This window comes from Fusobacterium sp. JB019 (assembly GCA_030673965.1).
Taxonomy (GTDB): domain Bacteria; phylum Fusobacteriota; class Fusobacteriia; order Fusobacteriales; family Fusobacteriaceae; genus Fusobacterium_B.
The window spans coordinates 19,736-41,340 of the sequence record JAUTCN010000001.1 but is presented as its reverse complement, the minus strand read 5'-3'; the positions used below and the strand labels follow the sequence as shown (position 1 = coordinate 41,340).

Here is a 21,605-nt window from a genome sequence, read left to right as displayed (position 1 = left end):
AGCAGGCCTAACCGTAAGGAAGGATGCTCCGAGGGTGTGGTTAGCGATTGGGGTGAAGTCGTAACAAGGTATCCGTACGGGAACGTGCGGATGGATCACCTCCTTTCTAAGGAGCTAATAGTTAAATTCTCTATTCTATTGGTAGTGTTCTAAACATTACTACATTGAACATTGGAAACTACATAGTAAATATAATGAGAAACCAAATTAAAATAATTTTACTAGAAATTCTATTTTTTAGTAGAGTTAGCAAGTTGAAGAAATTCAACTTACCTTAAATTAAAGATTAAGAGAATTAAGGGCACACGGTGGATGCCTAGGTAATAAGAGCCGATGAAGGACGTGGTAAGCTGCGATAAGCCTGGAGAAGTTGCAATCGAACATTGATCCCAGGATTTCCGAATGGAGAAATCTACTAAGATGAAGTCTTAGTGTGAAAACGGTAACCAGATGAACTGAAACATCTAAGTAGTCTGAGGAAAAGAAAGTAAAAACGATTCCCCAAGTAGCGGCGAGCGAACGGGGATCAAGTCTAAATCATATAAGTGTCAAGAATGCAGTCGTTGCTTATATGAGGTTGTGGGAAGTCGCTAGAAGAAACTGCAAGATATTCAGCGAATTGTTTTAAATAATTGGAATAGAACTGGAAAGTTCAACCGTAGAAGGTGATAGTCCTGTACAAGTAAAATGAAACAAGCGCGTGACTCTCCCGAGTAGCACGGAACACGAGAAATTTTGTGTGAATCAGCGAGGACCATATCTCGTAAGACTAAATACTCTTATTAACCGATAGCGAATAGTACCGTGAGGGAAAGGTGAAAAGAACCCCGGGAGGGGAGTGAAATAGAACCTGAAATCGTGTGCTTACAAGCGGTCAGAGCCCTTTGGGGTGATGGCGTGCCTTTTGGAGAATGATCCTGCGAGTTACGTTTAACGGCGAGGTTAAGTATACCGGAGCCGTAGGGAAACCGAGTCTGAATAGGGCGACAGTCGTTAGGCGTAGACGCGAAACTTGGTGATCTAATCCTGTCCAGGATGAAGCTGTGGTAAGACACAGTGGAGGTCCGAACTCACCATCGTTGAAAAGCTGGGAGATGAGATAGGTTTAGGGGTGAAACGCCAATCGAACTGAGAGATAGCTCGTTCTCTCCGAAATGCATTTAGGTGCAGCCTTAAGAGTTTAATTGCGGGGGTAGAGCACTGAATGGTCTAGAGGGCATATTGCTTATCGAAGCCAACCAAACTCCGAATACCGTAATTTATATCTTAGGAGTGAGACTATGGGTACTAAGATCCATGGTCAAAAGGGAAACAACCCAGACCGTCAGCTAAGGTCCCAAATTATAGCTAAGTGGGAAAGGAGGTGGAGATTCCCAAACAACCAGGAGGTTGGCTTAGAAGCAGCCATACCTTTAAAGAGTGCGTAATAGCTCACTGGTCGAGAGTCTCTGCGCCGACAATGTAACGGGGCTAAGCTATAAACCGAAGCTACGGAATCACGCTTGCGTGATTGGTAGGAGAGCGTTCTGTAGGCTGTTGAAGGAGGACTGATAAGGAACTCTGGAGGTATCAGAAGTGAGAATGCAGGAATAAGTAGCGAGAAAGAGGGTGAGAATCCTTCTCGCCGGAAGACCAAGGTTTCCAGGGTAAAGCTTGTCTTCCCTGGGTAAGCCGGGACCTAAGCCGAGGCTAGAATGCGTAGGCGAATGGAAAACAGATTAATATTTCTGTGCCACTGTTAAATTGTGATGGAGGGACGCAGAAGGGTATGTAAGCAGGAGAACGGAAGTTCCTGTGTAAGCATGTAGTGTGACTTGATAGGCAAATCCGTCGAGTTAAACATGAGGTGTTATGCGTAGACTATTTATAGTCGAATTTACAGATCCCACGCTGCCAAGAAAAGCTTCTAGCGTTAATTTAATAGTGCCCGTACTGTAAACCAACACAGGTGGTCAGAATGAGAAATTTAAGGCGGACAGGCTAACTCTCGCTAAGGAACTCTGCAAAATGAATCCGTAACTTCGGGAGAAGGATTGCCATTTTGTGTGGAGTACTACGCGTACAAAGCATAAGGTGGCCGCAGTGAAGAGGCTCAGGCAACTGTTTAACAAAAACACAGGTCTATGCTAAGCTGTAAGGCGATGTATATGGGCTGACACCTGCCCAGTGCCGGAAGGTTAAGAGGAAGAGTGAGAGCTCTGAATTGAAGCCCCGGTGAACGGCGGCCGTAACTATAACGGTCCTAAGGTAGCGAAATTCCTTGTCGGGTAAGTTCCGACCTGCACGAAAGGTGTAATGATCTGAGCGCTGTCTTGGCGGGAGGCCTGGTGAAATTGTATTACCGGTGAAGATACCGGTTACCTGCAGTAGGACGGAAAGACCCCATGGAGCTTTACTGTAGCTTGGTATTGGGTTTTGGTGTCGTATGTATAGGATAGTTGGGAGACTATGATATATATTCGCTAGAGTGTATGGAGTCGTTGGTGGAATACCAACCATACTACACTGAAATTCTAATTTGAGGTTTGTAACCTTGAAGACAGTGCTAGGTGGGCAGTTTGACTGGGGCGGTCGCCTCCGAAAGAGTAACGGAGGCGCCCAAAGGTTCCCTCAGGTTGGATGGAAATCAACCGCAGAGTGTAATGGCAGAAGGGAGCTTGACTGCGAGACTGACAGGTCGAGCAGGTGCGAAAGCAGGGCATAGTGATCCGGCGATTCCGAATGGAAGGGTCGTCGCTCAACGGATAAAAGCTACCCTGGGGATAACAGGCTGATTTTGCCCGAGAGTCCATATCGACGGCAAAGTTTGGCACCTCGATGTCGGCTCATCACATCCTGGGGCTGGAGAAGGTCCCAAGGGTTGGGCTGTTCGCCCATTAAAGTGGTACGTGAGCTGGGTTCAGAACGTCGTGAGACAGTTCGGTCCCTATCCACTGCAGGCGTAAGAGTATTGAAAAGATCTGTCCTTAGTACGAGAGGACCGGGATGGACAAACCTCTGATGTACCAGTTGTCACGCCAGTGGCACAGCTGGGTAGTCACGTTTGGACTAGATAACCGCTGAAAGCATCTAAGCGGGAAACTGACTTTGAGATAAGTACTCTATAGACAACTTCGAGACTAGGAGTTTGATAGGTTGGGAGTGTAAGTGAAGCAATTCATTTAGCGGACCAATACTAATAAGTCGGAATCTTAATCAAGATATATTATATTTTACTGTGTAGTATCAAGTGTTGAATGAAAAAAAATTAATAATGATTGGCAAGAATAGCTATGAGGGTACACCTAGTAACATACCGAACCTAGAAGTTAAGCTCATAAACGCTGAAAGTACTTGGGGGGCAGCCCTCTGGAAGGATAAGAACTTGCCAATCTTTAATATAAATGCTTCTTTAGCTCAGTTGGTAGAGCGCACGACTGTTAATCGTGTTGTCGTTGGTTCAAGTCCAACAAGAAGCGCCATATGAATTTAAAGCAATCTATTAGATTGCTTTTTTTAATAGATTTATAGATTAAATCTATTGACAATAAAAGGGTTTCATGATAGAATACCTAAGTTAATAAACAGATATTCCTCTTCAATTTAGAATTGAATGAATATCAAAGGGAGGATTACAAATGAAAGAAAAGTTAATTGAGTTAGTAGAAAAGAACTATTTAAGAACAGATGTTCCTAAATTTAAAGCAGGAGATACTGTAGGGGTTTATTACAAAGTAAAAGAGGGAGCTAAAGAAAGAATACAATTATTTCAAGGAACTGTAATTAGAGTTTCAGGAGCTGGAATTGCAAGAACTTTTACAGTTAGAAAAGTTGTAGACGGAATTGGTGTTGAAAGAATAATACCTTTAAACTCTCCTATGATTGATAAAATCGACGTACTAAAAATAGGAAAAGTAAGAAGATCTAAACTTTATTACTTAAGAGGATTATCTGGTAAAAAAGCAAGAATAAAAGAATTAAGAAAATAATTCAAAAAAAGCTAAAGTTAATTACTTTAGCTTTTTTTCTTTTTTTGTGATAAAATAATTTGAATGGAAAAAAATTAAGAAAGGACTAATATGAACATAAAAAGTATACTATATGGTGGGTTTTATTTGATTTTAACTTTATTTTTTATTTATATTTTTATTAAAGAAAAACAAATTAATAAAATTTTAATTTCAAAAATAGAGAATTTTACTGAATTTATTTGCAAGAAATTTAAAATAGAAAATAAAATATTAAAGACTATGCTATTAAAAATATTAAAAATAATAGAATCTTTTGGAACTGCAATTATATTAGTTTTAATTATTCAGAGATTTTACTTGGGTAATTTTATGGTGCCTACAGGGTCTATGGAAAAAACTATAATGCCAGGAGATAGACTTTTTGGAAATATGATTTCTTATAAATTTAGAGCTCCTAAAAGAGAAGAAATAGTAGTATTTAAAGAACCATTAGAAAATAAAGTTTTATATACAAAGAGAATCATGGGTTTACCAGGAGAAAAGGTTCAAATAAAAGATAATCATTTGTATATAAATGATAAAAAAATAAATTCAAGAGAATATACGCCTTTAGGAGATTTGGGAAATAAAGAATGGAGAGTTCCTAAAAAAGGAGATATATTAAAAATAGTTCCTAAAATAAATTATAATGAGGCATATAAAAAAATTAATGTAGATATTAGTGAAATTCAAGAAGTTTTATTAAAAGATTCTTCTCAAATAAAACAAATTTTACCAGAAGTAGAATTTTACTTAAATGGAAAAAGAACTGGTATGATTTTAGATTTTATACATAAAGACCAACTTTTAAAAGAATTAATAAAAGGACAGATTATAGAAGTGAAATTAAAAGATGATTATTTTTTAGCTTTAGGTGATAATACTAATGGAAGTTATGATTCTAGAATGTGGGGATTCGTAAAAGAAAGTAGAATAAGAGGAAAAGCTTTTATAAGATTTTGGCCAATAAAAAAAGTAGGAATATTAAAATAATGAAATTAAGAAAAATAGTAAATAAAGAAGATACAGAAAAATTATATGAAATAGAAAAAAAAATTTTTAAGGAAGAATCTTATTCTTTTAAACAAATAGAAGAATTATTTTTTTTGGAAAATTATAGTTGCTTTTTTTTAATAGATCATTCAGGGATAAAAGGATATATAATTATTTTTGATAATAGTGAAGATATTGAAGTAATGAAAATAGGAGTTTTAGAATCACAAAGAAATAAAGGATTAGGAAAAAAAATAATAACAAATATAAAAAAGATAGGAAAGAATATATTTTTAGAAGTTAGAGAGACCAATTTCTCAGCAATTTCTTTTTATAAAGAAAATGACTTTAAAATAATTGGTAAAAGAAAAGGTTATTACAAGAATAAAGAAGCAGCAATATTAATGTTATTTTCTAATGGTAAAGTTTGAGAGGGATAGAGTGAAAAATAATTTATACAGAGAAAGATATCTGATTTTATTAATATTAATTTCCTTATACTTATCTTTATTAGAAGCAATTATTCCAAAGCCATTTCCTTGGATGAAGATAGGATTGGCTAATTTAGGGACTATAATAGCTTTAGAAAAATTTGATAAAAGAATGGCAGTTGAGGTGGTTGTTTTTAGGATAGTAATACAGGGAATAATGCTAGGGACATTATTTAGTCCAGGTTTTATAATAAGCTTAACTTCCGGGCTAATAAGTTTTTGCATAATGGTAGGTTTATATATATATAGAGAAAAATTAACCTTAATTTCAATAAGCATGTTTTCTGCTTTAATTCATAATTTAACTCAGTTAGTAGTTGTATATATATTATTATTCAGAAATATTGAAATTAGAAGTAGATATATTATTTTTTTTATATTAGGTTTTCTTATGTTAGGATGTATATCAGGATTAATAACAGGAATTATTGGAGAAAAATTGTTAATTAGAAGGAGAAAAAGATGAGAAAATATTTTGGAACAGATGGAATAAGAGGAGAAGCAAATAAAGAATTAACAGCTAATTTAGCTATGAAATTGGGCTATGCTTTAGGTTATTATTTGAAAAAAGAAAATAAAAACAAGAAGAAAATAAAAGTGATAATGGGATCAGATACAAGAATATCAGGATATATGTTGAGGTCAGCTTTGACTGCAGGGTTAACATCGATGGGTATAAATATAGATTTTGTAGGAGTGTTACCAACTCCAGGAGTAGCTTATATTACTCAAACCAAAGGTGCAGCAGCAGGAATAATGATTTCAGCTTCTCATAATCCAGCTAAAGATAATGGGATTAAAATTTTTGGTAGCGATGGATGTAAATTATTAGATAAAATAGAAGAAGAATTAGAAGGATATATGGATAGTCTACAGGAGATTATAAAAAATCCTTTAAATGGAGATGAAGTTGGAAAATTTAAGTATGCAGAAGATGACTATTTTTTATATAGAGATCATTTAAAATCAATTGTCAAAGGTGATTTCAATGGAATGAAAATAATATTAGATGCAGCTAATGGCTCTGCCTATAGAGTAGCAAAAGAAGTTTTTTTATCTTTAGGTGCTGAAATAGTAGTAATAAATGATGCTCCTAATGGTAAGAATATAAATGTTAGATGCGGGTCAACTCATCCAGAAATTTTATCCAAAGTTGTTATAGGATATGATGCTGATTTAGGACTTGCATACGATGGAGATGCAGATAGATTAATAGCTGTTGATGAAAAAGGGAAAATAGTTGATGGAGATAAAATAATAGCAGCATTAGCAGTAAATATGAAAAACAATAATAATCTAAATGGAAATAAAGTGGTTACTACAGTAATGAGCAATATGGGATTTGAATCTTATTTAAATGAAAATGGCATAGTATTAGTTAGAGCAAATGTTGGAGATAGATATGTTTTAGAAAAAATGAGAAATCAAGCTTTAAATTTAGGAGGAGAGCAATCAGGTCATATAATTTTACTAGATTATGGAACTACAGGAGATGGGATACAGACTTCATTAAAGCTTGTTGAAGTGTTAAGAGATAGTAAAATTAAACTAGGTGAAATTGTTTCAAAAATACCTGAATGGCCTCAAAAATTAATAAATGTAAATGTTGGAGATAATAGTAAAAAAAATACATGGAATAAAAATCAAGAGATATTAAAGCAAATAGAATTAAAAGAAAAAGAATTAGGAAACGATGGAAGAATACTAGTTAGAACTTCAGGAACAGAACCAATAATAAGAGTCATGGTTGAGGGAAATGATTCTAAAAAAGTATTAGATATAGCAGAGTTTTTAGCAGAAACAGTAAAAGAACAATTAAGATAATTAAGAAAAAAGTGATAGTGAAAATTATCACTTTTTTTAAAAAATAGGAGAAGATATGTATAAAAATTTTTCAAAGGTTTATGATAAATTTATGGAATTTTGTAATTATGATGAATGGACAGAATTATTAGAAGAGAATATAAAAAAAAATTTAAATGAAGCAAGAAAAATATTAGATTTAGGATGTGGAACAGGAGAAATTTTAAAAAGATTATCCAATAAATATACTTGTTCAGGTTTAGATTTATCAGAACATATGTTAAATAGAGCGAATGAAAAATGTGAAAATGTAAGATTATATTTGGGGGATATGAGAGAATTTGATACTTATGAAAAATATGATGTTATTTTTTCTTTCTTTGATACAATAAATCATTTAACAAGTTTAGAAGAGTTGTTAGATACATTAAATAGTGTTAAAAATTCACTTGAACCAGGAGGTATTTATGTATTTGATGTTGTTGATAGAAACTTTATGGATAAAATGTTTTCAAATGGTATCTTTGCAGATGTAAGAGAAGATTTTTCAGTAATATGGGAACATGAAAAATATGAAGAAACTTCTTTGGATGTAATTGAAGCAACATATTTTTTAAAGAATGAAGATAATTTATATGAAAAATATGAAGAGTATTATGAAAAAAAAATCTTTACAGATGAAGAGATTGAAAGAGTTATTAAAATTAGTGGTTTAAAAAAGCAAGATGTATTTAAAAATAACAGATTAGCAGGAGAAAGAAAATTTTTTGTTTTAAAAAAAATTTAGGAGATAAAAATGCTTAAACTCAATAATGAAATTTTAAAATATTTTAATTTAATAGGAACAATTGGATTAACAATAATTTTTTCTATAATTTTTTCTGTAATTATTTATAAAATTATAGAAAAATATTTTTTTAAAAGCACCTTGATATTGATAGTTTTAATAGTATTTGGAGTAATAAATGGTCTGTATAGTGCGTATAAAATGATATTTAAGAAATAATAATAAAAATAAACTTTATTAATTTAAAAAATTATGGTATACATAAATATATTGTAAAATATGGGGAGGAAAATGGAACAATTAAAAAAAATTATAAAAAGAAGTTTAAGAGCATCGATTATAATTTTAATATATGGAATTTTAATAAGAAATCCTGTAGTTTATATAGGGATGTTTGTGAGTTCATTAGTTTCTGTTTTAACCTTTTATATGTTGTGTCTAGAAACTGAAAGTATTTTATTTTCAAATAATATAAAAAGAAATACATTTATAAGTTATGGGAAAAGATATTTATTATATTTATTAACGTTTTTAGTTATGGGATATTTTGGAGGTCTACAATATATTGCAGCAGCAGCAATAGGACTTTTTAATATAAGATTTAATATATTTATTATTATGATTCAAACTAAAATATCTAAATTAAAATATAAAAAAAATAACAGAGGAGGAAAGATATGAATATAAGTTTTTTTACCCCACCTCTAGTGGAAGGACCTAAAATAGCATTTTTTGTACCATTGCCTAAATTTTTACATCAAGTTCCTTTAGCAATGGATGTAGGAAATGGAGAGTTTGGGTTACCGGTTACTATGACGGTAGTAGGTAGTTGGTTTTGTATGATAGTTTTATTTTTAATCTTTAAAATAGGAACAAGAAAATTAGAAATAATTCCTAAAACTAAATTACAAATTTTATTAGAATCTTTATTAGGTTTTTTAGATGATTTAATTTTTCAGTCATTGGGAAAATATAAAGATAAGTTTATAAGTTTTATTTCTTGTCTATTTTTATTTATATTATCGGGAAATATTCTTACATTTTTTCCAATACCTTGGTTTTCTAAATTTGGGAATGAGAGCATAAAATTTTATCCTGCTTTTAGAACACCTACAGCAGATTTAAATACTACTGTCGGCTTAGCATTATTAACAGCAGTTGTTTTTATAGGAACAAATATAAAGAATTCAGGATTGATTGGTTATATAAAAGGATTTGCAAGTCCTGTTCCTATTTTATTGCCATTAAATATAGTTGGGGAAATAGCAAAACCAATTAACATGTCTTTCAGATTATTTGGAAATATGTTTGCAGGTATGGTTATTATGGGGTTATTATATAAAGCAGCTCCAGCGGTTATTCCGGCACCACTTCACTTATATTTTGATTTGTTTAGTGGGGTAGTTCAAAGCTTTGTTTTTGTAATGTTGTCAATAGTTCACATACAAAGTTCTTTAGGTGATTCGATAAAAGATTAGTAATAAAAATAAATTAGGAGGTAGATTTATATGGATATGTTATTAGCAAAAACAATAATATTAGCAGCATCAGCAATAGGAGTAGGTTTATCAATGTTAACTGGATTAGGACCAGGGATAGGAGAAGGATATGCTGCAGGAAAAGCAGTAGAGGCAATAGCAAGACAACCTGAAGCTAAAAGTGATATAATTTCAACAATGATTTTAGGACAAGCTATTTCAGAATCAACAGCAATTTATGGATTAGTTGTAGCAATGATTTTATTATATGCAAATCCATTATTATCAGCATTAGCAAATTAAATATAATTTAATGTTGAAAGGAGGTAATGAATTTGGCAGCACAAACAATGCCCGCTATTTCTATTGATATAAATATGTTTTGGCAAATAATAAACTTTTTAGTATTAATTGCGATATTTAATAAATATTTAAAAAAGCCATTAAATAAGATATTAAAAACAAGAAAAGATATAATATCAAATGATTTAGAAGAAGCAAGAAAAAATAAAGAGGAAGCAAAACTAGAAAAAGAAGAAGCTGAAAAACAATTAAAAGAGGCGAAAAAGCAAGCTAATGAAATGATATTAACTGCAGAAAAAAAAGCAGATCAAAGAAAAGAAGAAATTTTAAGAGGGGCAACTTCTCAAAGAGATAAAATATTAAAAAGTGCTGAAATAGAAGTAGGAAAAATGAAAGCTAGAGCTAAAGGAGAAATAAGAGAAGAAATGCAAGCTTTAGCTGTTAAATTAGCTGAAAAAATAATAAAAGAAAAATTAGATTCTAAACATAGCAACAAATTAATTAATAACTTTATAAATGAGCTAGGTGAAGAATAATGTCAGAAAAAATAATTGGAAGAAGATATGCAGAAGCAATTTTTTCAGTGGCAGAATCTAAGAACAAAGTAAAGGAAATCTATGACGCACTTAATAAAACAATGGAATTATATTTAACCAATACTGATTTAAAAAATATTTTAGATAATCCATTAATACTAGTGGAAGAAAAAGAAAAAGTAATAGAAAAAATTTTTATAGATGAAAATGAAGAAATAAAAAATATATTATTATATATTTTATTTAAAGGAAGAATAGAAAATATAAAAGAAATAGTGGCAGAATATTTAAAGATTTATTATTTGAAAAATAAAATAATAGATGTAGAAGCTATTTTTGCCCAAGAAATTTCAGAAAATCAAAAATCAAAACTTGTAAAAAATTTAGAAAAAAGAACTAGAAAAAAAATAAATTTAAAAGTTATTATAGATAAATCTATAATTGGTGGGGGAATACTAAAGATAGGAGATAAAATAATAGATGGAACTATCAGAACTCAGTTAGATTTATTAGTTCATAAAAACTAAAAATACACATAATCGGAGGTGTAATAGTTGAATATCAGACCGGAAGAAGTCAGCAACATTATAAAAAATGAGATAGAAAACTATAAAAAGATTTTAAATATAAAAACTTCAGGCTCTGTATTAGAGGTAGGAGATGGTATTGCAAGAGTTTACGGACTAAGTGATGCTAAAGCTGGAGAGATATTGGAATTTCCAGATAAAGTTATGGGAATGATTTTAAATTTAGAAGAAAACAATGTAGGAGTTATTATTTTAGGGGATTTTACTAAAATTAAAGAAGGAGATGAAGTAAAATCAACAGGTAGAATTGTATCTATTCCTGCAGGAGAAGAATTTTTAGGAAGAGTTGTAAATGCTCTTGGAGAACCTATTGATGGTAAGGGAAGTGTCAAAATAGAAAAGTATATGGAGTTAGAAAGAAAAGCATCAGGTATAATTTCAAGACAACCAGTATACGAACCACTTCAAACTGGAATAAAATCAATAGATGGTATGGTTCCTATAGGTAAAGGTCAAAGAGAACTTATTATAGGAGATAGACAAACAGGAAAAACAGCTATAGCTATTGATGCAATAATAAATCAAAAGAATACAGGAGTAAAATGTATTTATGTAGCAATAGGACAAAAAAGGTCTACAGTAGCACAAATATATAAAAAATTAGAAGATTTAGGAGCGATGGAATATACTACAATTGTTTCTGCAACGGCTTCTGAAGCGGCTCCACTACAATATATAGCTCCTTATGCAGGAGTTTCTATGGCAGAGTATTTTATGGATAAAGGAGAAGATGTTTTAATAATTTATGATGATTTAACAAAACATGCAGTTGCATATAGAGAGATGTCGTTATTATTAAAAAGACCACCTGGAAGAGAAGCATATCCAGGAGATGTATTTTATTTACATTCTAGATTATTAGAAAGAGCAGCAAAACTTTCTGATGAATTAGGTGGAGGTTCAATAACAGCACTACCAATTATAGAAACTCAAGCTGGGGATGTAGCAGCCTATATTCCAACAAATGTAATTTCAATAACTGATGGCCAAATTTTCTTGGATACCCAATTATTTAATTCTGGATTTAGACCAGCGATAGATGCAGGAATTTCTGTTTCAAGAGTCGGGGGAGCTGCACAATTAAAAGCTATGAAGCAAGTGGCTTCAAAAGTTAAATTGGAGTTGGCTCAGTATACAGAGTTACTTACTTTTGCACAGTTTGGATCAGACTTAGATAGAGCAACAAAGGCTCAATTAGAAAGAGGACATAGAATAATGGCTATGTTGAAACAGTCTCAGAATAAACCTTATTCAGTTGAAGAACAAGTTATTTCTTTTTATGCAGTTACAAACGGATTTTATGATGATATTGATGTGAAAAATGTAGCTGAATTTGAAAAAGAATTAATAAGTCACTTAAAAGAAGAAACAGAGATATTAAAAAATATAAAAGAAAAGGGTTCTTTAGATGAAAAGATAGAAAAGAATATTTCAGAAGAAATTAATAAATTTAAAAAAATATAAAGAGGTGAGTAAATGGCTGGTTCTAAAGAAATAAAAAGTAGAATAAAAAGTGTACAGTCTACCCACCAAATTACAAAAGCTATGGAAGTTGTTTCAACAACAAAATTTAAAAAGTTTTCTTCAAAAGTTATGAATTCTCGTGCTTACTCAGATGGTATAAAAAATATTCTTACAAATATTTCTTACAATGTTAAGTATGAAAGACATCCTCTTTTTGATGGAAGAAAAGAGGTTAAAAAAATAGGAGTTATTATAATGACTTCAGATAGAGGACTTTGTGGAAGTTTTAATAGTAATACTATTAAAAAATTTGAAGAATTAAAAACTCAAAATAAAGAGAAACAAGTTTCTGTAATTGCAATAGGTAGAAAAAGTAGAGATTATTGTATAAAAAGAAATTATGATGTGAAAGCTGAATATACGCAAATAATACCAGAAACAATATATGATAAAGCTAAAGAAATTAGTGAAAATATAGTAGAGTATTATATGGCTGAATTTTTTGATGAAGTATATATTATCTATAATAAATTTGTTTCGGCATTAAGAAGCGATTTATTAGTAAAAAAATTAATTCCAGTTCAAAGAGTTGAAAGTAAAAGTAAAACAGAATATATTTTTGAACCTAATATAGAAGAAGTATTAACAAATTTATTGCCAAAATATTTAAATATAGAACTATATCAAGCAATGCTAGAAAATACAGCTAGTGAGCATTCAGCTAGAAAAAATGCAATGAAAAATGCAAATGACAATGCAGAAGATATGTTGAAAGATTTAAATCTTCAATATAATAGAGAAAGACAAGCTGCAATAACTCAGGAGATAACAGAAATTGTAGGAGGAGCAGCGGCATTAAAATAAGTTGATAAAGGAGGACAGTAAGTTGGTTAATAAAGGAAGTCTTACACAAATAATAGGTCCAGTAGTTGATATAAGATTTAAAGAAAATTTACCCAAAATTTATAGTGCACTAAAGGTAAAAAAAGGAGATAATGACCTTATTCTTGAGGTAGCTCAACATATAGGAAATAATATGGTTAGAACCATAGCTATGGATGATACCAATGGATTAAAAAGAGGAATGGAAGTTATAGACACAGGAGCTCCAATAACAGTTCCAGTAGGGAAAGCAGTATTAGGAAGGATTTTAAATGTTTTAGGTGAACCAGTTGATAATGCAGGACCTATAGAGACAGATGAAAAACTACCAATTCATAGAAATGCCCCTGATTTTGAATCTCAAGGTACAGAAGTAGAAATATTTGAAACAGGTATAAAGGTAATTGATTTATTAGCTCCATATATAAAAGGTGGAAAAATAGGTTTATTTGGAGGAGCTGGTGTAGGAAAAACAGTTTTAATTCAAGAGTTAATAAACAATATAGCTAAAGGACATGGAGGATTATCCGTTTTTGCAGGTGTTGGAGAAAGAACAAGAGAAGGAAGAGATTTATATAATGAAATGACAGAATCAGGAGTTTTATCTAAAACATCTTTGGTTTATGGACAAATGAATGAACCACCAGGAGCAAGACTTAGAGTTGGTTTAACAGGATTAACTATAGCAGAAAATTTTAGAGATAAAGAAGGTCAAGATGTATTATTATTCATAGACAATATATTTAGATTTACTCAAGCAGGTTCAGAAGTTTCAGCTTTATTAGGGAGAACCCCATCAGCTGTAGGTTATCAACCTAACTTAGCAACAGAAATGGGAGCTTTACAAGAAAGAATAACTTCAACAAAAACAGGATCAATAACTTCAGTTCAAGCTGTATATGTTCCTGCAGATGATTTAACAGATCCAGCTCCAGCAACAACATTCTCTCATTTAGATGCAACAACAGTTCTTTCAAGAAGAATCTCATCTTTAGGAATTTATCCAGCAGTGGATCCTTTAGATTCTACTTCCAAAGCTCTAGATCCAGAGATTGTAGGAAATGAACATTATACTGTAGCAAGAGAAGTTCAAGCAGTTCTTCAAAGATACAAAGAGTTACAAGATATAATAGCGATTTTAGGTATGGATGAATTATCTGATGAGGATAAGTTAGCTGTTTCAAGAGCTAGAAAGATAGAAAAATTCTTTTCACAACCATTTTCGGTAGCAGAGCAGTTTACAGGAATTAAGGGTAAATATGTTCCTATAAAAGAAACTGTTAGAGGATTTAAAGAAATTCTAGAAGGAAAATATGATGACTTACCAGAGCAAGCATTTTTATATGTTGGAACAATAGAAGAAGTGGTAAGTAAAGGAAGAGAGTTATTGAAAGGAGCTGATTAAAATGAACAGCTTTAAATTAGAAATTATAACTCCTTTAGGAATAAAATTTGAAAAAGAAGTAGAATATATTTTACTTAAGACTACAGAAGGAAATATGGGTATTTTACCTAATCATGCTCCTTTTGTAGCAGGATTATATTCTGATGAAATAAAAATAAGACTTAATAAATCTGATGAAATAAGTTATTATATTTCTGGAGGTTTTTTAGAAATTAATAAAGAAAAAGTTTTAATTATAGTAGATGAAGCTATGTTACCAGATGAAATAGATTTATTGCAAGCTAAGAAAGAACTAGAGTTTGCGCAGAAAAAATTAGAAAAATTAAATGAGGATAAACAAATAGTGATGGCTCAAAAATCTTTGCAAGATGCTTTAGTAAAAGTAAGAGTTGCAGAAAGATTATTGTAAAAAAAGATGTATATGCATCTTTTTTTATTTTTTCTTGACAATTTTATTAGAATCAGATATAATCTCTTAAAATAAAAAAGAGAAGGAGAAGAATATATAATGTTACTACTAAATAGATTATTTATAATAATTATAATAAGCATATTAATAATAAACATAATAATATCAATAAATATTACAAATAAAATTCTAGGTAGTTTAAAAAATATATTTAATCTTTTATGTATAAATCTATTTGATAAATGTGTATAATTTCATTTATGTAGAAAAACATAAGTAAACAAATTATTTTAGAGTCAATCTTAGAATATTAAGATTGACTCTTTTTGTATTAAATAAGTGTTATATAACACTTATTTAACGTGGGATAATTGATTATAAATAAAGGAAAGACAACTTAAAATAATAACTGTTATATAACAGTTGGATTTGACAAAAAAACAAAAAAGTATTATAAATTAATTATGATAAGCAAAACTAAAAACGACAAAAATGTCTTAAATGCAATCAAAAAGATTTAAATATAAATAAAATATAAGGGGGAATTGTAATGCACGATTTAAAAGGAAAAGGAATAGGAACAATAGCAATTCATGCAGGAAATGAAAAAAATCCATTTGGATCTTTATCGGCACCTGTATTTCAAACATCTACTTTTGTATTTGATTCTACAGAGCAAGGAGCAGCTAGATTTTCAGGAAAAGAAGAAGGGTATATTTATAGTAGATTAGGAAATCCTACAGTAGCCTTAGCAGAAAGAAAAGTAGCAGCTTTAGAACATGGAGAAGCAGCAGCAGGAATGGCAGCAGGAATGGGTGCAATCTCTTCAACTTTATGGACATTATTAAAAGCAGGAGATCATGTAATAGCAGATACAACATTATATGGGTGTACATTTGCATTACTAAATCATGGATTAACTAGATTTGGAATCGAAGTAACATTTTTAAATACAGGAGATTTAGATGCAGTAAAGGCAGCTATGAAAGAAAATACTAGAGTAGTTTATTTGGAAACACCAGCAAATCCCAATTTAAAAATAGCAGATATAGAAGCATTATCTAAAATAGCTCATGAAAACCCATATACAAGTGTAATAGTAGATAATACATTTGCTTCTCCATATAATCAAAATCCACTAACTTTAGGGGCAGATATAGTCGTTCATTCAGCAACAAAATATATAAATGGACATGGAGACGTAGTTGCAGGTTTTGCAGTGGGACCAAAAGATGTAATTAATCAAATAAAATTAGTAGGAATTAAAGATATGACAGGTTCTGTATTGGGACCAGCAGAAGCAAATTTAATAGTAAGAGGATTAAAAACATTTGAAGTAAGAATGCAAAGACATTGTGAAAATGCAATGACAGTAGCAAAATGGTTAGAAGCGCATCCTAAAATTTCAAAAGTATATTATCCAGGACTAGAATCTCATGAAGGACATGAAATTGCAAAAAAACAAATGAAAAATTTTGGTGGTATGTTATCATTTGAATTAACAGGTGGATTTGAAGCAGGAAAAACATTATTAAATAATGTTGAAATGTTTGGATTAGCTGTTTCATTAGGAGATACAGAAACTTTAATTCAACATCCAGCATCAATGACTCATTCGACTTATACTAAAGAAGAACTAGCAGCAGCAGGAATTCCAGAAGGGTTAGTAAGATTATCTTTAGGATTAGAAAATGTTGAAGATATAATTGCTGATTTAGAGCAAGCTTTAGGAAAAGTAAAATAAAAAGACCTACAAAAAATGAATTTATAAAAAAAGGGGCATCTTTAAGAAGCTCCTTTTTTATTTTAAATCATTTTCTAAAAGCTCATAGTTACTGTTAACAAGAGGCATATTTAATATAGGTAACATTTTTTCTAATAAAATACCTTCCCTATTTGGATATTTAAAACCATAGCTAGCTCTAATACATTGATTAATAAAATTAGTTGCTTTATCAATAGCCATAGGTAAGCTATCTTTTTGTAATAAACTTCCAATAAGAACACTTGTAAAGCTATCTCCAGTTCCAGGATAAGAGGTAGGTATAAATTTACATGTAGTTTTCCAAAATACATTATTCTTTTTATCATACGCAATTACATTAGAGAATTTTTCTAAAGAATTTTTTTCTTCAGGTACACTAGTTACAATAATAATGTTTGGTCCGGTCTTAGCTAATTCAAAAATCCAAGATTTTATTTCTTTTTCAGAAATGAGAGAATTATATTCTTTATTTAGTAAAAGGCAAAGTTCTGTAAAATTAGGTGTTATAATATCAGCTTTGTGTATTAAATTTCTCATTTTATATACAATATTTTTCTCCATTGTATTATATAAACTACCTTCATCTCCCATAACAGGGTCAACAACAATTAAGTTATCATTATTTCCAAAAAAATCAATAAAGTCAGAAACTATATCTATTTGTTTAGAAGATCCTAAAAATCCAGAATAAATACAATCAAATTCTAGACCTAAAGTTTTCCAATGATTAATAAAGTTAGGCATACTATTAGTTAAATCTATAAAACTAAAATTTTTAAATCCTCCTGTATGAGTTGAGAGTATTGCAGTAGGTAAAGGGCAAACTTGTATTCCCATATTAGAAAGAATAGGTATAATACTCGTTAAAGAAGCTCTTCCAAATCCAGATAAATCATGTATTGCAGCAACTTTTTTAATAATTTTTTCCATCAAAAACTCCTTATCTTTATTTTAATCTATAGGTTTTAATACCTTTATAGTTAATAACGTTAACTTTATTATTTTCTTCTATTTTTTCTATAAATTTACTAATATCTTTAATTTTTCTTGATTGAAGAAAACTTTCTAATTCGAATTGATTCATAGGGTGTCTTCTTATAATACTTAAAATAGCTTCAATTGAATCTTTAATTTCACTAAAGAAAAATCCAGAACTAAGCATATCAATAGAAATTCCTCCAAGTTCTTTAGAAGCATACTCCATAACGGATTTGCTGACTGTTTTAACAAAATTTTCAGCAGGTGGTCTTACAGGAGTATTTAAATATAATCTATCATATTTTATTTTTCTTAAAAGTTTTTTAAAATTTGAAATAGAATTTTTATCACTATTAAAACCATCAATTAACATAATTTCTATCCATAAATTTCCTTTATAAGTATTTGAAAAATTGATTAGACCATTAATTTCTTTTTCAAAAGAGATACTTCCATGGGGTCTATCTATTTTTTTAGAAAGTTCTTCATTATATGCATCTAATGAAGGTAGTACAAAGTCAGCATTAAGTAATTCTTTGAATACATTTTCGTCTGAAAACAGAGCTCCATTTGTAATAACAGCAATTGGTTTATCTGTTAATTTTTTTAATTCTAAAATTAAATTTCCTAATTGAGAGTATAGGGTAGGTTCACCCTCTCCAACAATAGTAATAATATCAAATTTATCAGAATCTTTTAAATATATTTTAAATTCATTTAAAATATTTTCAATTTTGAAAAATTCTTGTCTTATATTAGTCATTTTGTTGGTTCTACCCAACTGACAGTAAATGCAAGAATAATTACAAGTTTTTTTAGGTATAGGACTAATTCCTAGAGAACGTCCAAGTCTTCTTGAAGGTACAGGCCCGAAAAGAAATTTCATTTTTTCCATATTATTCTCCTTTTATAGTATAATTTTAGATTTGTTGTTTTTAGGTGGAGCACAAGTTAAAAGAATATTTTTAATTGTTTCAATTCCTTCTTTTATTTCTTTTAAATTAGCAGATACAAAAGTTAAACGAATTTTATAAGTGCTTAGTTTATCATTATAAAAAACATTTCCCGGAAGAATTGAAAGATTAGATTCTTTACATTTTTCATAAAAAAGTTCCCCTTTAATATGTTGAGAAAGTAATATCCAGATAAAAAAACCTCCTTCAGGAATATTTAAAACAGTGATATAAGGAACTTCAGATAAGAGTTTAATCATATATAAATATTTTTCTTTAAATTCTTGTCTAAGAAAAGTTAAATGTTCTTCTAAATATTGTTCTTTAATAAAAAGTTCTAGTATTTTTTGATTTAAACCAGAAGTATTAGTGTCTAATCCATATTTTATGAAAATAGATTTTTCAATCAATTTTTTTGGAGGAATAACCAAAGCTAATCCAAGACCAGGCATAATACTTTTAGAATATGTTTTTATATATATAACTCTTTCGTGATCAACTTGATCAAAACTTTTTAGAGGAAAAGGACGATTATCAGTATAATAAAATTCTGAAAAACTATCATCTTCAATTATATAGAAATCATATTTTTTAGCTAATTTTAATAGTTTTTGTTTTTTAGAGTCGCTCCATTTAATACCAGTTGGATTTTGAAAATTAATAACTTCATAAACTAATTTTATTTTTTCTCGTTTTAATATTTCTTCAAATTCTTCCATGTTCCATCCATCATTTTTTAAATCAATTGATTTAATATTACAAGAGTTTGAAAAAATATTTAATGCATTTGGATATGTAGGAGCAGAAAGACCAACAGTTAGGTTAGATGAATTTTTAAATAGTTTTAGAATTATATCTAATGATTGTTGAGTTCCAGAAGTGATAATAATTTCTTCTGGATTTACAAAAATATCATCTTTTTCTAAATCATCAGCTAAAACTTTTCTTAAACTTAAAACTCCTTGTACGTCTTGGTATGAAAATATATCTCCATGATAAGTATTAATTATTCTATTTGAAAGATCTTGATAAATAGCAGCAGGAAAATATTCTGAAGGAGGAGTTCCATTAGAAAAATTAATTATTTTATTTTTAATAATTTGGCCGTGCTTAAAACTATCAAGTAGAGGTTTTACTTTTTGATCCAAAGAAAAATCAGAAATTTTTTTAACATAAGATCCTTTTCCATGGATTTTTTCAATATAACCATTTTGTTCAAGTAGGTTATAGGCTTGGAGAACAGTATTGATATTAATTTTTAAATTTAAAGCTGTTTTTCTGATAGAAGGCATTTTAGAGCCAGCTTTCAAAACTCCAGATGAAATTTTATTAGTAAATATTTTGTATAGTTGAATATAATATTTTTCATGAGACTGTTTATCAAATTGAAACTCTAATTTTGTCATAAGTCCTCCCTAAATAATAGCAAACACACTTATAATTATACCATATAGATAAAAAAAACTTACACTAATTAGTGTAAGTTTTCAATTATAAATATTTTATTATCTATACATAATTTCATGTCTCTTAGGACCATTAGAAACAATTGTTACAGGGAATCCTAATTCTTTTTCTATGAATTCAACATAATTTTTAGCATTATCAGGTAATTCATCATAATTATTAATTCCTCTTATATCAGTTTTCCATCCTGGTAAAACTTTATATACAGGTTTAGCTTTTTCTAAAAGAGATGTTACAGGGAATTCTCTAGTAACTTCTCCATTAATTTCATAACCAATACATACAGGGATTTCATCAAGATAGCTAAGTACATCAATAGCAGTAAAAGCTACATCAGTTGTACCTTGTAATATACATCCGTAACGAGTAGCAACACAATCAAACCATCCCATTCTTCTAGGTCTTCCCGTAGTCGCTCCAAATTCTCCAGCGTCTCCTCCACGAACACGAAGCTCTTGAGCTTCATCTCCAAATATTTCACTAACAAATGCCCCTTCTCCTACAGCTGAAGAGTAAGCTTTTGCTACTGTATAAACTTTTTTAATTGAGTGAGGTGGTAAACAAGCACCGATTGCTCCAAATCCTGCTAAAGTAGAAGATGAAGTAGTCATAGGGAAAATTCCATGATCAGGATCTTTTAAAGCTCCTAATTGACCCTCAAGTAAAATTTCTTTTCCTTCTTTAACAGCTTTGTGAAGATATTCAGTAGTATTTACAACATAAGGAGCAACTAAATCTCTATATTGGATTACTTCATTGAATATTTCTTCAGCATTAAGAAGAGGTTTGTTATATAAATGTTTGATTAAAACATTTTTAATTTCACAAGCATTATTGATTCTATCTCTTAAAACTTCTTCATCAAATAAATGAGAAATTTGAATTCCTATTTTAGCATATTTATCAGAATAGAAAGGAGCAATTCCAGATTTAGTTGATCCGAATTGTTTGTCTGCAAGACGAGCTTCTTCATAAGAATCTAATAAAATATGATAAGGCATAAGAAGTTGAACCCTATCAGAAATTAAAATTTTTGGAGTTGGAACACCATTTTCTTTTAAATAATTCATTTCTTTTACAAAATAAGGAACATTAAAGGCAACTCCAGTCCCAATAATATTTACTGTATTTTTGTTAAAAACACCACTAGGCATTTGATGAAGAGCGAACTTACCATAATCATTTATAATTGTATGACCAGCGTTACTTCCTCCTTGAAAACGAATAACAATATCTGCACTAGTAGCAAGAATATCAGTTATTTTCCCTTTTCCTTCGTCTCCCCAACATGCACCTACAATAGCTTTTACCATAA

At 30.1% G+C, this 21,605-nt stretch carries 21 protein-coding genes, 1 tRNA gene and 3 rRNA genes; 21 read left to right on the top strand and 4 right to left on the bottom strand.

Going from position 1 to position 21,605, the window contains the following annotated elements; genetic code table 11:
* The 21 genes from Q7K47_00240 to megL all read left to right on the top strand — a co-directional run.
* Nucleotides 1–106, top strand: a 16S ribosomal RNA gene (locus Q7K47_00240); the annotation flags it as partial.
* 178 nt (nt 107–284) lie between these two features.
* Nucleotides 285–3,199: ribosomal RNA gene (locus Q7K47_00235) — 23S ribosomal RNA — on the top strand.
* Between the two features lie 57 nt (nt 3,200–3,256).
* Nucleotides 3,257–3,373, top strand: a 5S ribosomal RNA gene (gene rrf, locus Q7K47_00230).
* Between the two features lie 12 nt (nt 3,374–3,385).
* Nucleotides 3,386–3,461: transfer RNA gene (locus Q7K47_00225), tRNA-Asn, on the top strand.
* Between the two features lie 156 nt (nt 3,462–3,617).
* Nucleotides 3,618–3,968: a 50S ribosomal protein L19 gene (rplS, locus tag Q7K47_00220; GenBank protein ID MDP0505629.1), complete on the top strand. Its 351-nt coding sequence runs from the start codon at nt 3,618–3,620 to the stop codon at nt 3,966–3,968.
* 126 nt (nt 3,969–4,094) lie between these two features.
* Nucleotides 4,095–4,982 (top strand): signal peptidase I, encoded by an 888-nt coding sequence (lepB, locus tag Q7K47_00215; GenBank protein MDP0505628.1) that lies wholly within the window; start codon nt 4,095–4,097, stop codon nt 4,980–4,982.
* Nucleotides 4,982–5,413 carry a GNAT family N-acetyltransferase gene (locus Q7K47_00210; GenBank protein MDP0505627.1) on the top strand — a complete coding sequence of 144 codons (432 nt, stop codon included), beginning with the start codon at nt 4,982–4,984 and terminating at the stop codon, nt 5,411–5,413. The genes lepB and Q7K47_00210 overlap by 1 nt, the downstream gene beginning before the upstream one ends.
* A complete protein-coding gene (locus tag Q7K47_00205; protein MDP0505626.1) occupies nt 5,400–5,939 on the top strand; it encodes a Gx transporter family protein in 540 nt (179 codons plus the stop codon). The genes Q7K47_00210 and Q7K47_00205 overlap by 14 nt, the downstream gene beginning before the upstream one ends.
* Nucleotides 5,936–7,297, top strand: a complete 1,362-nt coding sequence (glmM, locus tag Q7K47_00200; GenBank protein ID MDP0505625.1) for a phosphoglucosamine mutase — start codon at nt 5,936–5,938, stop codon at nt 7,295–7,297. The genes Q7K47_00205 and glmM overlap by 4 nt, the downstream gene beginning before the upstream one ends.
* A gap of 55 nt (nt 7,298–7,352) precedes the next feature.
* Nucleotides 7,353–8,063 carry a class I SAM-dependent methyltransferase gene (locus Q7K47_00195; protein MDP0505624.1) on the top strand — a complete coding sequence of 237 codons (711 nt, stop codon included), beginning with the start codon at nt 7,353–7,355 and terminating at the stop codon, nt 8,061–8,063.
* A 9-nt stretch (nt 8,064–8,072) separates the two neighbouring features.
* Nucleotides 8,073–8,282, top strand: coding sequence for an AtpZ/AtpI family protein (locus Q7K47_00190; protein MDP0505623.1), 210 nt, complete (start codon nt 8,073–8,075; stop codon nt 8,280–8,282).
* 72 nt (nt 8,283–8,354) lie between these two features.
* Nucleotides 8,355–8,744, top strand: a complete 390-nt coding sequence (locus Q7K47_00185; protein ID MDP0505622.1) for an ATPase — start codon at nt 8,355–8,357, stop codon at nt 8,742–8,744.
* The gene (gene atpB / locus Q7K47_00180) at nt 8,741–9,541 is read left to right on the top strand and encodes a F0F1 ATP synthase subunit A (GenBank protein MDP0505621.1); all 801 of its coding nucleotides are present in this window, start codon (nt 8,741–8,743) and stop codon (nt 9,539–9,541) included. The genes Q7K47_00185 and atpB overlap by 4 nt, the downstream gene beginning before the upstream one ends.
* Before the next feature lie 30 nt (nt 9,542–9,571).
* Entirely contained in the window at nt 9,572–9,844 is a 273-nt protein-coding gene (gene atpE / locus Q7K47_00175) for an ATP synthase F0 subunit C (protein ID MDP0505620.1), read from the top strand.
* Nucleotides 9,845–9,870: 26 nt separating this feature from the next.
* Nucleotides 9,871–10,380 carry a F0F1 ATP synthase subunit B gene (gene atpF, locus Q7K47_00170; protein ID MDP0505619.1) on the top strand — a complete coding sequence of 170 codons (510 nt, stop codon included), beginning with the start codon at nt 9,871–9,873 and terminating at the stop codon, nt 10,378–10,380.
* The gene (gene atpH, locus Q7K47_00165; protein MDP0505618.1) at nt 10,380–10,907 is read left to right on the top strand and encodes an ATP synthase F1 subunit delta; all 528 of its coding nucleotides are present in this window, start codon (nt 10,380–10,382) and stop codon (nt 10,905–10,907) included. The genes atpF and atpH overlap by 1 nt, the downstream gene beginning before the upstream one ends.
* 27 nt (nt 10,908–10,934) lie before the next feature.
* On the top strand, nt 10,935–12,431 hold the full coding sequence (atpA, locus tag Q7K47_00160) for a F0F1 ATP synthase subunit alpha (GenBank protein MDP0505617.1): 1,497 nt from the start codon (nt 10,935–10,937) through the stop codon (nt 12,429–12,431).
* A gap of 12 nt (nt 12,432–12,443) precedes the next feature.
* Nucleotides 12,444–13,295 carry an ATP synthase F1 subunit gamma gene (gene atpG / locus Q7K47_00155; GenBank protein MDP0505616.1) on the top strand — a complete coding sequence of 284 codons (852 nt, stop codon included), beginning with the start codon at nt 12,444–12,446 and terminating at the stop codon, nt 13,293–13,295.
* A 22-nt stretch (nt 13,296–13,317) separates the two neighbouring features.
* On the top strand, nt 13,318–14,718 hold the full coding sequence (gene atpD, locus Q7K47_00150) for a F0F1 ATP synthase subunit beta (GenBank protein MDP0505615.1): 1,401 nt from the start codon (nt 13,318–13,320) through the stop codon (nt 14,716–14,718).
* A 1-nt stretch (nt 14,719) separates the two neighbouring features.
* Nucleotides 14,720–15,127 (top strand): ATP synthase F1 subunit epsilon, encoded by a 408-nt coding sequence (gene atpC, locus Q7K47_00145; protein ID MDP0505614.1) that lies wholly within the window; start codon nt 14,720–14,722, stop codon nt 15,125–15,127.
* Between the two features lie 550 nt (nt 15,128–15,677).
* Nucleotides 15,678–16,871 carry a methionine gamma-lyase gene (megL, locus tag Q7K47_00140; protein ID MDP0505613.1) on the top strand — a complete coding sequence of 398 codons (1,194 nt, stop codon included), beginning with the start codon at nt 15,678–15,680 and terminating at the stop codon, nt 16,869–16,871.
* A 57-nt stretch (nt 16,872–16,928) separates the two neighbouring features.
* Here the strand turns inward: megL and Q7K47_00135 are convergent, their stop codons facing one another.
* The 4 genes from Q7K47_00135 to Q7K47_00120 all read right to left on the bottom strand — a co-directional run bounded on the left by Q7K47_00135 (nt 16,929) and on the right by Q7K47_00120 (nt 21,603).
* Nucleotides 16,929–17,822 (bottom strand): pyridoxamine kinase, encoded by an 894-nt coding sequence (locus Q7K47_00135; GenBank protein MDP0505612.1) that lies wholly within the window; start codon nt 17,820–17,822, stop codon nt 16,929–16,931.
* Between the two features lie 16 nt (nt 17,823–17,838).
* Nucleotides 17,839–18,765, bottom strand: coding sequence for a radical SAM protein (locus tag Q7K47_00130; protein ID MDP0505611.1), 927 nt, complete (start codon nt 18,763–18,765; stop codon nt 17,839–17,841).
* A 12-nt stretch (nt 18,766–18,777) separates the two neighbouring features.
* Nucleotides 18,778–20,229, bottom strand: coding sequence for a PLP-dependent aminotransferase family protein (locus Q7K47_00125; protein MDP0505610.1), 1,452 nt, complete (start codon nt 20,227–20,229; stop codon nt 18,778–18,780).
* Between the two features lie 99 nt (nt 20,230–20,328).
* Nucleotides 20,329–21,603 (bottom strand): adenylosuccinate synthase, encoded by a 1,275-nt coding sequence (locus Q7K47_00120; protein ID MDP0505609.1) that lies wholly within the window; start codon nt 21,601–21,603, stop codon nt 20,329–20,331.
* Nucleotides 21,604–21,605: the final 2 nt, after the last annotated feature.

Coding starts and splice junctions, on each gene's coding strand:
- Q7K47_00135 (MDP0505612.1), bottom strand. CDS start 17,822: ATGGAAAAAATTATTAAAAAAGTTGCTGCAATACATGATTTATCTGGA.
- atpB (MDP0505621.1), top strand. CDS start 8,741: ATGAATATAAGTTTTTTTACCCCACCTCTAGTGGAAGGACCTAAAATA.
- atpH (MDP0505618.1), top strand. CDS start 10,380: ATGTCAGAAAAAATAATTGGAAGAAGATATGCAGAAGCAATTTTTTCA.
- Q7K47_00190 (MDP0505623.1), top strand. CDS start 8,073: ATGCTTAAACTCAATAATGAAATTTTAAAATATTTTAATTTAATAGGA.
- glmM (MDP0505625.1), top strand. CDS start 5,936: ATGAGAAAATATTTTGGAACAGATGGAATAAGAGGAGAAGCAAATAAA.
- Q7K47_00130 (MDP0505611.1), bottom strand. CDS start 18,765: ATGGAAAAAATGAAATTTCTTTTCGGGCCTGTACCTTCAAGAAGACTT.
- Q7K47_00210 (MDP0505627.1), top strand. CDS start 4,982: ATGAAATTAAGAAAAATAGTAAATAAAGAAGATACAGAAAAATTATAT.
- atpE (MDP0505620.1), top strand. CDS start 9,572: ATGGATATGTTATTAGCAAAAACAATAATATTAGCAGCATCAGCAATA.
- atpF (MDP0505619.1), top strand. CDS start 9,871: ATGAATTTGGCAGCACAAACAATGCCCGCTATTTCTATTGATATAAAT.
- atpC (MDP0505614.1), top strand. CDS start 14,720: ATGAACAGCTTTAAATTAGAAATTATAACTCCTTTAGGAATAAAATTT.
- Q7K47_00195 (MDP0505624.1), top strand. CDS start 7,353: ATGTATAAAAATTTTTCAAAGGTTTATGATAAATTTATGGAATTTTGT.
- atpG (MDP0505616.1), top strand. CDS start 12,444: ATGGCTGGTTCTAAAGAAATAAAAAGTAGAATAAAAAGTGTACAGTCT.
- Q7K47_00205 (MDP0505626.1), top strand. CDS start 5,400: ATGGTAAAGTTTGAGAGGGATAGAGTGAAAAATAATTTATACAGAGAA.
- rplS (MDP0505629.1), top strand. CDS start 3,618: ATGAAAGAAAAGTTAATTGAGTTAGTAGAAAAGAACTATTTAAGAACA.
- Q7K47_00185 (MDP0505622.1), top strand. CDS start 8,355: ATGGAACAATTAAAAAAAATTATAAAAAGAAGTTTAAGAGCATCGATT.
- Q7K47_00125 (MDP0505610.1), bottom strand. CDS start 20,229: ATGACAAAATTAGAGTTTCAATTTGATAAACAGTCTCATGAAAAATAT.
- Q7K47_00120 (MDP0505609.1), bottom strand. CDS start 21,603: ATGGTAAAAGCTATTGTAGGTGCATGTTGGGGAGACGAAGGAAAAGGG.
- megL (MDP0505613.1), top strand. CDS start 15,678: ATGCACGATTTAAAAGGAAAAGGAATAGGAACAATAGCAATTCATGCA.